The organism is Nonomuraea sp. WAC 01424 (assembly GCF_003947315.1).
GTDB classification, from domain to species: Bacteria; Actinomycetota; Actinomycetes; order Streptosporangiales; family Streptosporangiaceae; genus Nonomuraea; species Nonomuraea spiralis.
This window is the reverse complement of record NZ_QHHZ01000001.1, coordinates 515,472-526,774: the sequence shown is the minus strand read 5'-3', so window position 1 is coordinate 526,774 and position 11,303 is coordinate 515,472. Positions and strand designations below refer to the sequence as shown.

Genomic DNA, 11,303 nt, shown 5'->3' with positions numbered 1-11,303 from the left:
CTCTTCGATCCGGCTACTCGGCTCCGGCGAGCCGGCGGATCTCACGTCGCCACAGGAGGAATTCCTGGACGGTCCCGTCACCGGAGAGCGAGGCAGCCGCCTTCTGCGTCCAGTCGGCGGCGGTGTCGACATCGACCCCGGTCAGGCGGCATACGGCCTCCCGCGTGTACCCGGGCACATGGCCGGCGCGACGCCGTGCCTCTGCGGCGAAGGCGGCCCCCTGGGCCACATGGGCCCGATGCCCAGCGGACAACTCCGCCAGGCGGCCCAGTTCCTCCCCGGTGGCGCCACCGGCGTAGGTCGCCGCGAGCCCCACACCGCTCCACAGATGGGGCCGGTGCTCCGGAGGGGCGGCGTCGATCGCGACCGCCACCGACTCAGGGTCAGCGGACTCGATGAACCACAGACTCCGGCCCATGCCCTGGCACCGGACGGCGTCCGGACCGCGCAGTGGGCCGCGGCTTCTGTGTCGCCGCAGCGCGCGTCGGTCGCCGAAGAACCCGAGGGAGAACCCCCATCCGTCCAGTGCGAGCCACCCGAGCAAGGGATCCAGTCCCAGCAGCCGATGCGCGCCCGGGTAACGCAGCCGGGCGAGCGCCCACCCCGCCCCGACATGGATCACGTAAGGGTGCTCGTCACCCGGTCCTGAGAGCAGCGCCTTGGTACGGCGTCCTCGGGACAGCAGAAGGCCGTCCATCAGGGCGCACGCCATCCCCGCACCCTCGAAGGCGAAGCCACGCTCCTCGGGCTCCACCGAACCGAGCCGCGCGTGCACATGGCCGATCGGAGAATCGGCCATCGCGGTGTTGAACCCGTACAGGAACGATCTGGCGTGCCCTTCGAGGGCAGCACGGCTGACGGGACGATTCAGAGCGAATCCTCGCTCTGCAAAATCCGCGAGCCCGCCCACAAGTCGAAAACGGCTGAAAACAAGGTTCCGCCACCCGGACATTGACGACCAGCACCTCAAAGAAGTTATCGGCAATTGCGCGACAACACTAACAATGCTCTCAATATCGGAAGCATAGCATGGGAAAAAGGGGGGAATTTGGTCCGATTTGTCCGGACTGGCACGCTATAGCACATGCATACATTCAGCGGCATTGCCAAGTAATTTCGGCGCCATCGGACATGCTTTAACGCGACAGCCGCCTGGAACCAGAACATCCCTCTCGGGAAACGGCGTGTCCTCCCGCGGAGTCTCCAGGCCAGAACCAATATCGGGAGGGCCGTGAGGCCCGACAGCACGGACACCTGGGAGTAGAGGCCGAACGTCACGGCGATCGAGGAAAGGAGGAGCAGCGGCGCTCCGATGAGTCCCACCACGGGAATGACGCGGGGCATCAGCCGGGACCGGTACAACAGGTAGCCCAGCAACAACGCGTTCACGGCCGGAATGACGTCGGGGCCGAGGAAGAATGTCCAGTTGTGGATCGCGACGAGCGCCTTGCCGGTGATGACGAGCGAGTCCGCATCGGCCCCGGTCGCTCCAGGTTGCCTCAGGCTGACGACTGCGAAGAGGCTGAGGATGCCGACGACGATGATGGCGGCCTCCAGAACCCGGGCGGCGACGAAGCCGAGCGCCGCCGCTTCGTTCTGCCGTTTGACCACCGGGAACAGCACGACCGCGGTGCCTATGCAGGCGAGGACGCAGATCGTTTCCAAGAGACCGGCCCAGAGCACACCGGTGTCAGGGGCGGGGCCCACGATGTAGTCGGGGTTGTTCAGCACGGGGGCGTAGAGGGCGAGCGTGGGGATGGAGGTGACGATGGTGATCAGGTAGAGCACGCCCGCGACGAGCGCGGTTCTCCGCAGTGAGTCCTGTGGATGAGTTCCGTGGTGACGGATCGATCCGTGATCACCACGACGGATTCCTCTCGTGGTGGTTCACCGCATCAAAACAGTCCATCAGCGGAAGTGATGACGAGGACGTGGCCCGCCATGACAGGCCCGGAACTCGGGTATGCCTGCGGTCAGGACATCATCCGCAGGCTGCGGTCCAGGCCGGTGAGGCGCAGCATCTGGGCGGTGTACGGCCGCGGGTGGGCCAGGCCCAGGGTGATGCCCTGCGCTCGGGCGCGATGCTGGATGCCGACCAGGACGGCCAGGCCAGAGGCGTCGCAGAACGACACCTGGGACAGATCGAGGATGAGCAGCCTCGTGCTGTGGCGCAAGGTGTCCGTCAGTTGCCGGCGAAGCAGCGTGCTGGTGAAGATGTCGATCTTGCCCGACAGGTTGACGATGGTGGCAGCCGCTGCGCCCGCTTCGGTGGGTGAGGCCGCATCGACGACGGTCATGAGGATCTCCGATCGGAGAGGTGAAGAAACGGTGAGCGGGTGTGGGCATCGTGGCGGGAACGAGGGCTCCAGGCCGTGCCTCGGGTGTGATCGGCGGGTCACGCGCACCGGCCCCTGGGCAAGCACGCAGTGCACTTGAGACGCTTTTCGCGGATCGGCCGTGTCCGGCCAGGGCGCTCGGCGGAGTCAACGGGGTCGGCGTGACGCCGACTTTCAACGCGACTCCGGCCGGAGCACCCTGGCGGCCCCCCAGGGAAGGGTCGCCGCCCATGAGAAGAGTCAATTCCGTGCCCCCACTTGGGGCAATCACGTAGGAGAGAAAAGCTCATCTCCTACGGTGATCAGCGATATCTCCGCGCGCTCGTCCCATGCTCGTGAGCAGTGACCGCAGCGCGGCGAAGGTGGCCGTGGCTCACGCGCCGCGACCCCGGTCGGACACCGGGGCGTGCGAACGGTCGCCCCGCCACGATCTCCGGCGTGATCTACAAGTGATCACTCGATGTCATGGCCAGGGCGAGCGGTTGGCTGTCAGCTCGAGACGGCGGTGCCGCCGGGCTCGTCTCCGCCGAGATCGAGCCGGAAGGGTGGGTATCGGTCGGTCATGAGCGCCGCGTAGCCGGCGACCCGCAGCCCCCAGCGGTTCAGCCCGAGGATGAGGTCGAAGAGGGGGCGGGGGTAGCGGCCGGTGACGGTGAGCGCGATCCCGGCGATCAGGACGAGCAGTGCGACCAGACCGCCGCCGCCCCAGTCCCATGCGTCGCCGTCGGCCTGCCAGCCGATCCAGGTGCTGCCGCTGAACAAGATCCCGACGATCAGGAGGTGCGGGACGGCCAGGAGCCACTTCACCAGGACGAGACCGCGGTGCAGCCGCGTTGGGTACGCGACGTTCAGTCCGGCCGGGTAGCCGGGGATCTCCCGCAGCGCGAACGGCGGGTAGCGATCGGTGCCGAGCGCGTTGTAGGCGTAGTAGCCCACCCGCCAGTTCCACCGCATGACGCCGACGTTGAAGTCGAAGATCGGCCGCGGATACCGGCCGGTGATCACGATCGCGACCAGCGCCACGAGGCTGAGCACGCAGAAGGCGATCCACAGCGGGATCAGTATCAGCACGTGTGGCACGATCAGCAGCCATTTCACCAGCCACAGCCAGCGTGACAGAGGGTCGTCCTGCTGGGCGTGCACCTGGATCGGGTACGGCCTGACCGCGGGAGTGGGGGCTTGCATGGCCAACGGGGTTGTCGAGCTCATGGTCGAGTTCCCTTCTTGTCCGAGAGTCGCAGGTAGGAGGAGGCCGCATGGCCACTGCTCGGGCGCGCCAGGCGGTGCGGACGTCTCTTCGGCAGAGGTCTGTTGCGGGCGCGGGGCTGGCTGTGAGCCAGGAGCCGGCCGGACACGCGAACCTACTCGTTCTTCGAGGGGATGAGCGCGCCGCCGGATCCGCGCTGGGAGATCGAGCCGTGCCCCGTTTCATCGGAGGTCCGTGCTCACCGGGAACGACGGCTCGGCGTGGGTCAGATGGTGACGGGCCGTGCTGGCACGGAGGCCGTGATGCGGCCGCCCTCGTTCTCCCAGGAGGCTGAGTCGTCCCGGCCGGGTGAGCCCTCCTCCGGGTGTGCGGGGTGGAGGATGTCGGCGGGACGGACTCCGGCCGTGCCTGCGGCTGCGAACGCGAGCGCGGCCGTGGCTGGGCCGTCCGCGGTGCCGGGCGGGATGACCAGCAGGGTGATGGGCGCGGTTCCGGCGATGCTCAAAGTGATCAGGTGCGGGTCGGCGCTGCGGAACCAACCCACTCTGACCTGGCGGCCGCGGGCCGGGATGCGGCGCGGGATGTGATCCCAGGCGTCCAGATGCAGGCCCACGCGCAGGACTGCCCTGCCGAGCCGCCGGTCGACGGCGGAGATGAGGGCGGGCAGTTCTGCGTTGGCGTCACGGGTGCGCGGCCACCACGCCCCGTCGACGGTGCCTCGCCGGTCGAGGACGGTGTTCAGGCTGAGCCTGGGGGCGGCCTCGGCCGCGAGAACGGGGCTGGACGGGAAGGAGGGTGTCGTCATCGTGATCGCCTGGCCTGTCGGGCCCCCGTCACGGGGCCGGAAGTGGTCCATCGCCGCGGGCGACGCCGACCTGGATGCCAACGCTCGAAATGTCCTCGGTAATTACTATTCTACCTCGCTTTGCGAGGCAAGGAAAAACATCACGTCGCCGGCAGGCGCTGTTATCGATTGTGGTGATAATCGGGTCGGTGATTGCCTGTTGTCTGTTCTCGCCAGGAAGAGCAGCCTGGTGCCGGGTTCGAGAGCTGCAGAAGGGAAGCGCTATGAGTCCGTCATGGAGGATGAAGTCCTGGATGCGGACCGTCCGGAGTTGGATCATGCTCTACTTCGGCCGTGCCACCGGAAACCAGCATCTGGAGTCGAAAGGCATGGCCGCCCGGGCTGGAAATGATCCGGGGCGGCGCAGCGAGAAAACCAAAAGGACGTTCAAGCGCTGATGTGGCGACCGTCAACGGCGCCGAAATGTGCCGGCCCGGTCCAGTGCATTCGTTCTTCGCGTGATCAGTTAATTGCCGGCACAAATCTGGAGTAGCCATGAATCGTGTCATTGTCGTGGGCGTCGACGGTTCGGATGCCGCCACCTCGGCCGTCGAGTGGGCCGCCGACGACGCCGCTCGCATGGCGGCCCGGCTCCGCATCGTGCACGCCGTGGACCGCTCGCCGTACGAGATCGCGAGATTCTCCACCCCGGGCCAGGACGACGTCATCATGCTCAGCGCGCAGAGCGTGCTGAGCGACGCCGAGGCGGCGGCGCGCAAGCGACAGCCCGGCATCGACGTCGGCTGCGAGCTGCTTCAGGGCGCCGCCGCGGCGGTGTTGCGCAGCCGGGCCGGTGACTGCGCCGAGATCGTGATCGGCGGCACCGGCCTCGGCGGCTTCCCCGGGGCCGTGCTGGGCTCGGTGAGCACCCACGTGGCCGGGCACGCGCACGGCCCGGTGGTCGTCGTCCGATCCGACCACGACACCGTCCATGGGGAGGTCGTGGTCGGGCTCGACGACTATCACGCCTGCGAACCCGCCCTCGGCTACGCCTTCGAGCAGGCGATGCTGCGTGCGAGCACGTTGCGCGCTCTCTGCGCGTGGCAACCTCCGGCGCACGCTCACATCCCCGACGACGCCTATGACCTGGACGGGATCCACGCTACCCAGGGCCGGACGGCGGTCGGCATCCTCCAGGGGTGGCGGCAGCGATATCCGCAGGTTCCGGTGATCGAGGACGTCCGTCGCGCCCATCCCGTCGATGCTCTCATCGGAGCTTCCGCCACGGCGGATCTGGTCGTCGTGGGCTCTCAGGGCAGAGGGGCGATCGGCACCGTGATGCTCGGATCCGTCGCCCTCGGGATCTTGTACGGCGCGCGCAACCCCGTCGCGGTGGTGCGGTCATGAGCGCGCCTTGGCCGGCGACCTGGAACCTGAGCCGGTGGCCGTCTGGGCCGGTCAGCCGGCAGGCTCGGGGGTGAGCAGCGGCTCGGACGGCCCCGTTGACGCGCCGGGCGGGATCGCCGGGCCGATCACCGGGCCGTAGACGAGCTTGTCAGACGGTGGTGGCCGCCTGTTCCTGCCGTCGTTGCCGGGGCTGGGCACGGGCTCCGGCGGGGGCGTCGGCCGGTCGGCCGCTTCGTCGAGGTGTTCGTCGTCGTTGCGCAGGTTCATGGCGCTTCGCCCTTTCATGAGCTGTTTCAGGTGTCTTGCTGTGATATCCCTGCTCGTCCCGGACGGCTGTGACCAGCTGATCGGCCGCGTGGACAGCCAGAGCCGGCGCGACGGTGAACTGCTCCTGGGTCGCCGTCCAGGCCGGGGACGACGTGGGGATCGATGGTGCCGAACCAGCCCACTTTGACCTGGCGCCTGGGGGCGGCGATGCGGCGTGGGACGTTGGGCCAGGTGTCGACGTGCAGGCCCACGCGCAGGCCCCGTCGCTCCAGCCGCTGGTCGACGGCGGCGATCAGGGCGGGCGGCTCCGCGCCGGCGGCGTAGATGGCGGGCCACCACGCCCCGTCCACCGCGTCCTGGCGTGGGAGGTCGGGATCCAGGGGGAGCCGTGCGTGCTCAGGGCCGGTCATGTCGGCATCGCCTCCCTGTCCCCGTCACAGCGCGCACTCACGCGTTGCCAGACATCGATTCGCCTTCTCACGCACACCGCGGCTACACACCTCGCCGCCCAGCCCGCGCGCGTCAGACAGCCTCGTCGCTGCGGCTGCTGGTGGCTGCCGGCGCGTCTTCGCCGGACGGCGGTTCGGTGGCCGGGGCGACGGGTTCGAGCCAGTCGAGCTGTTCGGCCAGGTGCCGGGCGGTGTCGAGGACGGTGGCGATGTGCGGGGAGGGGTTGGCGTCGTGCCACAGCAGGGACCAGGGGTAGTACGTGGTGGGGTCGGTCAGGGGCCGCCAGGTGGTGCCGGGCCGGTTGGAGGAGCGGAAGGAGGAGGGGACGCAGTGCACGCAGCGGTGCTGGAGTACGAGGTCGGCGGCGGCCCGGGAGCTCTCGACGGTGCCTTCGTAGAGAGTGGGCTCGAACCCGGCCGAGCGGCACAGCGCGAGGACGAACTGGTTGAGCTCCGGCGTCTGCGATTCCTCGCCGAGCAGGAGCAGTTCGTCGGCGAGGGCGGCGACGGGTACGCCGTTGAGGACGGCGAAGCGGTGGTCGTCGGGGACCAGCACGCCGAGGGGATCGAGCCTGATGAGTTTGGAGGTCATCTCGGCCGGGGTCTGGGAGGCGTGTCCGATGGCTATGTCGAGGCGGCCGTCGGCCAGTTGCCGGTACTGCTCGGGGGTGCCTGCTTCGATCTGGTGGATCGTGATGCCGGGATGGTTGTCCTGGAGTTCGTGCAGGATCTGCGGCATGGTGTCGTAGCCGGCGTCGATGATGCCGACGCGTAGCGTGGGCGCGGACGCGGCGGCGTTGCGTGCGGCATGCCCGGCCCGGCTGACGTGGTGGAGGATTTGGCGCGCCTCGACGAGGAAGGCGGCCCCGGCGGGGGTCAGGTCGACGTGGTGGGTGCTGCGGTCCAGGAGCCGCACGCCGAGCTCGCGTTCCAGCCGCTGGATCTGTTGGCTCAGCGCCGACTGCACGATGTGCTCGCGGGCGGCGGCGCGGCCGAAGTGCAGCTCTTCGGCCAGCGTCACGAAATAGCGCAACTGCCGTAACTCCATGGCCGCCACCCTTCCCTTCCCGGGCGGTGCCGATGCGGGCCGCTGTCTCCCACCCTAGGTTCCTCGTGGGTGCCCGAGCTTCTGGAGGCGCTCCTGGCCCTGGTTGCTGGATTGGGGCCGGGGCCTACGGCAGGTGATCTTTTCGGGGGAAGGCGGTTCGCCGAAGCGGGATCAGCGTTTGAAAGCATCCCTGGCCTTGTCACCGGCCTGCTTCAGATTGCCCACGACCCGGTCGCTCTTGCCCGTGGCCTGCTGGCGCCGGTTGCCGGTGACGCGGCCGAAGCGTTGCCTGGCCCAGCCCTTGAAGGCCTGGACCTTGTTGCTGATTTCCCAACGTAAACTCATTGCGATCTTCCTTCGCTGCGGTCAGGCGGCTTGGAGCCCCAGTGTCTGCTCTGGCTTGGGAGGGGGAAACGAGCAATGGCCGTGCCGGTTATCACAGGTACTGATGAGCGGTGGGGTGTCGGGGTCAGTCACCGGCCGGTGAGAGCGCGCCGGTACGGTGGCGCCGGAGGCGTTCGGGATCGGGCCAGCGTACGTCGCTCGCCCAGCCGAGCCGCTCGAACAGGCGGATCACCCCGCTGGACGGGTCGATCTGGCCCCGGTCGAGACCGTGGCGGGCACAGGTCGGCTCGCTGTGGTGGCCGTTGTGCCAGCTCTCGCCGAACGACAGCAGGGCCAGCGGCCACAGGTTCGTCGCCCGGTCGTGGTCGCGGGTCTTGAAGGGCCGGCTGCCGATGAGGTGGCACAGGGAGTTGACGCTCCAGGTGACGTGCTGGAGCAGCGCGATGCGGATCAGGCCGGCCCACAGGAAGGCGGTCAGGCCGCCGTAACAGGGTGCCGGCGATCGCCCAGCCGGCTGCGAACGGCAGCACCAGCGACAGCGCGCACAGCGCGGGGAAGGCGCGGGCCACGCGGGTCATGGCCGGATCGGCCAGCAGGTCAGGGGCGTAGGCGTTCGGCGGACGTCTGGTCGTCGGTGAACAGCCAGCCGAGGTGGGCGTGGGCAAGCCCCCGAAGCTGCCCGCGCAGGCTGGTTCCGTACCGGTAGGGCGAGTGCGGATCGCCCGGCCGGTCGGTGAAGGCGTGATGGCGGCGGTGCGGCGCCACCCAGTCGATCACGTTGCCCTGGAAGCCCATCGCCCCGGCGACCGCCAGCACCACGCGCAACCATGGCCGGGCGGTGAAGGAGCCGTGGGTGAGCAGCCGGTGGAAGCCGACCGTCACTCCCGGCCCGGTCACCACGTAGAAGGCGGCGGCCAGGAGCAGGTCGGTGGGCGCGACCCCGTGCCCCCACGCCAGATAGATCACCGCACCGAGCGCGGCGAACGGCGCGATCACGATCGCCCCGGTCAGCGCGGTCTGCGGCCGCCCGGCCGGCACGTGCTCGCCGGCCCCCGGGGAAGGGCGAGGTTCCGTCGTAGTCCCGCCGGCGTTGCACCGGTCGTTCAGAAACAGCCATGAAACAGCCTTCTTCTCATCTATACGGTCCGCCGGTGCACGTAGCACCAACGCCAGGCCGGCCTCGGCCCCAGGGCGGTGGCCACCGGGTGGTCGGTCTCCTGGTAGTGGGCCTTGGCGTGGCCGCCCTGGGAATCGTCGGAACAGGCGACCCGGCCGCAGGTCAGGCACGCCAGCAGGCGCGTCCAGGTCTGGCCGAGAGCCAGGCATTGCTTGCATTCGGCTGGTCCGTACCGCACCTGGGGGAGTTGGTCGATGTGATCGCAGCGCGGGGTCTGACCGTTCAGGCAGGCGCGGTTGGTGGCGTCCGTTCCTTGTGCGTCCAGGGTCATGACGACCCCCTCACGGTGACAGCGGCGCAAGGTGCGTCGGCTGGTCACTTGCCAGTCAACGTGCTCAGCGGGGCCGGCGGAAAGACGCGATCCCAGTCAGCCTCATCAGTTGCGGCGATGGCGGGCCTGCGGGCGATTTCACGAGAGGCCACCGGATCATGCGGATCGCGACGCTGAGAGCAGCCGGACCGCGAAATCGGCCGGATATTTCACACGACGCAGACCTTCCGTCACTTATGCCGAGAGCGGATACCGCTCATTTATGCGAAATCTCCTTGCTATTTATTCCGGCAGGGTATTGAATGAGGAATGCAAGCAAGGAAAAGGGGAGGCTCTCATGAGCTTCGTACAGATTCTGGAATTCAGCACCAAACGCGCCGCGGAAATCGAGTCGCTCATGAACGAGTGGCGGACGCAGACCGAGGGAAAGCGCCATGTGAAGCGCGAGGTCGTGGCGAAGCACCGCGATCGCCCCGATCACTACGTGGCCCTCGTCGAATTCTCCTCCTACGAGGAGGCCCAGCGTAACAGCAAGCTGCCGGAGACCGGCCGGTTCAACGCGCACATGGTCCAACTGTGCGAAGGCCCGATCAAGTTCTCCGACTACGACGTGATTCGCGACAAGAGCTGATCACCGGCTGAACATCGCGAAAAGCTCAACCTGTGCTGTGGCGTGCGAGAACATTCTCGCGTCATGGCGCGGGGCATTTTTTTGTGTCGGCCCATCGTCGCGCGAGACGTGAAGGGGCCGGCGCCGGCCGACCGGCACTGCCCGACCGCTACGGATTCCTCCTGGCGAGCGCCTGCTCGGCCGCGGCGCTCAGCAGCCCGGCGGCGGCGGCCACCTCGGCGAGCCGGGCAGGCCCCATCGCCTCCAGACAGATGGCCAGCCGCTGCCGGTCACCACGGCAGGCCATGTTCGTCGCATGCTGAACGGCGAGGGCGCGCGAGGCCGTGCCGAGCGCCGTCAAGACGTCAGCCAGGGCCTGATCCACGCCGTCGTTCGGACCCGGCGGCCGCGCAGGTCGAGCAGTCAATGCCATTCACCATGCCGTCCTTGAACCCTGAGCGCGATCCGATGCCGCCGGCCGGTCGGCTCCAGAGGCGGCCGAGGACAACGGGATAGCGCCCCAGTGGTTCCCATGACACGCCACGAGCGGTGTGGCGTCAAACCACTCGCGTCACCACGCCGGCGCCGGCCCTGGTGATCACGGCTGATGATAGGCGTGGGGCAGATTGCCGCTTTCCACCTGGCCGAGCCACGGGATGATCAGTACAGCGCACCGGACTGCTCCACTCGCGCTGGCTCCCGCACCACGTGTTCATGGCCGCCTCACACTCGCGGCCACCCTATTCCGTACTCCCCGCCCGTAGGAGTCAGCATGGACAGCGCGGACGCAGCCGGCATTCGCACGCCTGACACGGTCGCCGATCCGCCCTTGCGCATGACGCCGCTCGTCGATCCCGCGGGCCTGCGGATCGAAGGCGAGCTCGACTACGCCACCCTGCCTGCCCTGACCAGGGCACTGGTCTCGATGGAGAGAGGTGGCAGCTTCTGCGTCGATCTGAGCGGCCTGGTGTTCTGCGACGTCGGCGGGCTGCGCGCGTTGGTCACCGCCGCCGCCGGCATGCGCAACGGCCAGGTTCTGACATTACGCTCGCCCTCTCCGCAGGTGCGACGCCTGCTCCAGCTCACCGGCTGGCACCCGAAAGCCGGTCTTCGCCTGCAGGATCGGAGCACCTCATGACGACCCTCGATCCCCGCACCGCGAGCCCGCAGCGGGTCTTCATCGGCAAGAACCCTGACAAGTCGTCGGCCGTGACGCTCGCCGACGGCAAGGGCGCGCCGCGCATCGTGATGCGGGTCGATCAGGACGGCAACCCCCAGATCCGGTTCCTGAACGCCAAGGGCAAGGTCACCCGGACGATCAAGGGCTGATGAGGAACGGCATCTCCCTCCGAGAGGCGATCACGGGGACCCCGCTGCGGTTCCTCGGGTCGCCATGGCCCTG

16 protein-coding genes are annotated in these 11,303 nt (G+C 68.4%); 4 read left to right on the top strand and 12 right to left on the bottom strand.

Annotation, left to right across the window (positions count from 1 at the left end; all coding sequences use genetic code 11):
* Positions 1–13: 13 nt before the first annotated feature.
* The 5 genes from DMB42_RS02485 to DMB42_RS02465 form a co-directional block, all read right to left on the bottom strand.
* Entirely contained in the window at positions 14–952 is a 939-nt protein-coding gene (locus DMB42_RS02485; RefSeq protein ID WP_125630116.1) for a DUF1702 family protein, read from the bottom strand.
* A gap of 23 nt (positions 953–975) precedes the next feature.
* On the bottom strand, positions 976–1,788 hold the full coding sequence (locus DMB42_RS02480; RefSeq protein ID WP_221761985.1) for a DUF4386 domain-containing protein: 813 nt from the start codon (positions 1,786–1,788) through the stop codon (positions 976–978).
* A 185-nt stretch (positions 1,789–1,973) separates the two neighbouring features.
* On the bottom strand, positions 1,974–2,297 hold the full coding sequence (locus DMB42_RS02475; RefSeq protein ID WP_125630112.1) for an STAS domain-containing protein: 324 nt from the start codon (positions 2,295–2,297) through the stop codon (positions 1,974–1,976).
* A gap of 528 nt (positions 2,298–2,825) precedes the next feature.
* Positions 2,826–3,545, bottom strand: coding sequence for a DUF4389 domain-containing protein (locus DMB42_RS02470; RefSeq protein ID WP_260477435.1), 720 nt, complete (start codon positions 3,543–3,545; stop codon positions 2,826–2,828).
* A gap of 263 nt (positions 3,546–3,808) precedes the next feature.
* Positions 3,809–4,348 carry a DUF5994 family protein gene (locus DMB42_RS02465; RefSeq protein ID WP_125630110.1) on the bottom strand — a complete coding sequence of 180 codons (540 nt, stop codon included), beginning with the start codon at positions 4,346–4,348 and terminating at the stop codon, positions 3,809–3,811.
* A 534-nt stretch (positions 4,349–4,882) separates the two neighbouring features.
* On the opposite strand from DMB42_RS02465, the gene DMB42_RS02460 reads away from it, so the two are divergent.
* Positions 4,883–5,734 (top strand): universal stress protein, encoded by an 852-nt coding sequence (locus DMB42_RS02460; RefSeq protein ID WP_125630108.1) that lies wholly within the window; start codon positions 4,883–4,885, stop codon positions 5,732–5,734.
* A gap of 51 nt (positions 5,735–5,785) precedes the next feature.
* On the opposite strand, the gene DMB42_RS02455 is transcribed toward DMB42_RS02460, so the two are convergent.
* From DMB42_RS02455 to DMB42_RS02430, 6 genes are all read right to left on the bottom strand, one after another.
* Positions 5,786–6,001 (bottom strand): hypothetical protein, encoded by a 216-nt coding sequence (locus DMB42_RS02455; protein WP_125630106.1) that lies wholly within the window; start codon positions 5,999–6,001, stop codon positions 5,786–5,788.
* A 26-nt stretch (positions 6,002–6,027) separates the two neighbouring features.
* Positions 6,028–6,411, bottom strand: a complete 384-nt coding sequence (locus DMB42_RS02450) for a DUF5994 family protein (protein ID WP_125630104.1) — start codon at positions 6,409–6,411, stop codon at positions 6,028–6,030.
* A gap of 112 nt (positions 6,412–6,523) precedes the next feature.
* Positions 6,524–7,498, bottom strand: a complete 975-nt coding sequence (locus DMB42_RS02445) for a LysR family transcriptional regulator (protein ID WP_125630102.1) — start codon at positions 7,496–7,498, stop codon at positions 6,524–6,526.
* A gap of 171 nt (positions 7,499–7,669) precedes the next feature.
* Entirely contained in the window at positions 7,670–7,843 is a 174-nt protein-coding gene (locus DMB42_RS02440) for a CsbD family protein (protein ID WP_125630100.1), read from the bottom strand.
* Positions 7,844–8,440: 597 nt separating this feature from the next.
* On the bottom strand, positions 8,441–8,881 hold the full coding sequence (locus DMB42_RS54095) for an acyl-CoA desaturase (RefSeq protein WP_221761984.1): 441 nt from the start codon (positions 8,879–8,881) through the stop codon (positions 8,441–8,443).
* A 98-nt stretch (positions 8,882–8,979) separates the two neighbouring features.
* Entirely contained in the window at positions 8,980–9,291 is a 312-nt protein-coding gene (locus DMB42_RS02430; RefSeq protein WP_125630098.1) for a UBP-type zinc finger domain-containing protein, read from the bottom strand.
* 337 nt (positions 9,292–9,628) lie between these two features.
* On the opposite strand from DMB42_RS02430, the gene DMB42_RS02425 reads away from it, so the two are divergent.
* Positions 9,629–9,922 (top strand): hypothetical protein, encoded by a 294-nt coding sequence (locus DMB42_RS02425; protein WP_125630096.1) that lies wholly within the window; start codon positions 9,629–9,631, stop codon positions 9,920–9,922.
* 148 nt (positions 9,923–10,070) lie between these two features.
* Here DMB42_RS02425 and DMB42_RS52840 read toward each other — a convergent pair whose 3' ends face one another.
* Positions 10,071–10,286: a hypothetical protein gene (locus DMB42_RS52840; protein ID WP_148109009.1), complete on the bottom strand. Its 216-nt coding sequence runs from the start codon at positions 10,284–10,286 to the stop codon at positions 10,071–10,073.
* A gap of 387 nt (positions 10,287–10,673) precedes the next feature.
* Here DMB42_RS52840 and DMB42_RS02420 point away from each other — a divergent pair, with 387 nt between their 5' ends.
* Together DMB42_RS02420 and DMB42_RS02415 are read left to right on the top strand one after the other, a co-directional pair.
* Positions 10,674–11,039, top strand: coding sequence for an STAS domain-containing protein (locus DMB42_RS02420; RefSeq protein WP_185844429.1), 366 nt, complete (start codon positions 10,674–10,676; stop codon positions 11,037–11,039).
* Positions 11,036–11,230 carry a hypothetical protein gene (locus tag DMB42_RS02415; RefSeq protein ID WP_125630092.1) on the top strand — a complete coding sequence of 65 codons (195 nt, stop codon included), beginning with the start codon at positions 11,036–11,038 and terminating at the stop codon, positions 11,228–11,230. Before DMB42_RS02420 ends, DMB42_RS02415 begins: the two co-directional genes overlap by 4 nt.
* The last annotated feature ends 73 nt before the right edge of the window (positions 11,231–11,303 follow it).

Coding starts and splice junctions, on each gene's coding strand:
- DMB42_RS02485 (WP_125630116.1), bottom strand. CDS start 952: ATGTCCGGGTGGCGGAACCTTGTTTTCAGCCGTTTTCGACTTGTGGGC.
- DMB42_RS02475 (WP_125630112.1), bottom strand. CDS start 2,297: ATGACCGTCGTCGATGCGGCCTCACCCACCGAAGCGGGCGCAGCGGCT.
- DMB42_RS02470 (WP_260477435.1), bottom strand. CDS start 3,545: ATGAGCTCGACAACCCCGTTGGCCATGCAAGCCCCCACTCCCGCGGTC.
- DMB42_RS02465 (WP_125630110.1), bottom strand. CDS start 4,348: ATGACGACACCCTCCTTCCCGTCCAGCCCCGTTCTCGCGGCCGAGGCC.
- DMB42_RS02460 (WP_125630108.1), top strand. CDS start 4,883: ATGAATCGTGTCATTGTCGTGGGCGTCGACGGTTCGGATGCCGCCACC.
- DMB42_RS02455 (WP_125630106.1), bottom strand. CDS start 6,001: ATGAACCTGCGCAACGACGACGAACACCTCGACGAAGCGGCCGACCGG.
- DMB42_RS02450 (WP_125630104.1), bottom strand. CDS start 6,411: ATGACCGGCCCTGAGCACGCACGGCTCCCCCTGGATCCCGACCTCCCA.
- DMB42_RS02445 (WP_125630102.1), bottom strand. CDS start 7,498: ATGGAGTTACGGCAGTTGCGCTATTTCGTGACGCTGGCCGAAGAGCTG.
- DMB42_RS02440 (WP_125630100.1), bottom strand. CDS start 7,843: ATGAGTTTACGTTGGGAAATCAGCAACAAGGTCCAGGCCTTCAAGGGC.
- DMB42_RS02430 (WP_125630098.1), bottom strand. CDS start 9,291: ATGACCCTGGACGCACAAGGAACGGACGCCACCAACCGCGCCTGCCTG.
- DMB42_RS02425 (WP_125630096.1), top strand. CDS start 9,629: ATGAGCTTCGTACAGATTCTGGAATTCAGCACCAAACGCGCCGCGGAA.
- DMB42_RS02420 (WP_185844429.1), top strand. CDS start 10,674: ATGGACAGCGCGGACGCAGCCGGCATTCGCACGCCTGACACGGTCGCC.
- DMB42_RS02415 (WP_125630092.1), top strand. CDS start 11,036: ATGACGACCCTCGATCCCCGCACCGCGAGCCCGCAGCGGGTCTTCATC.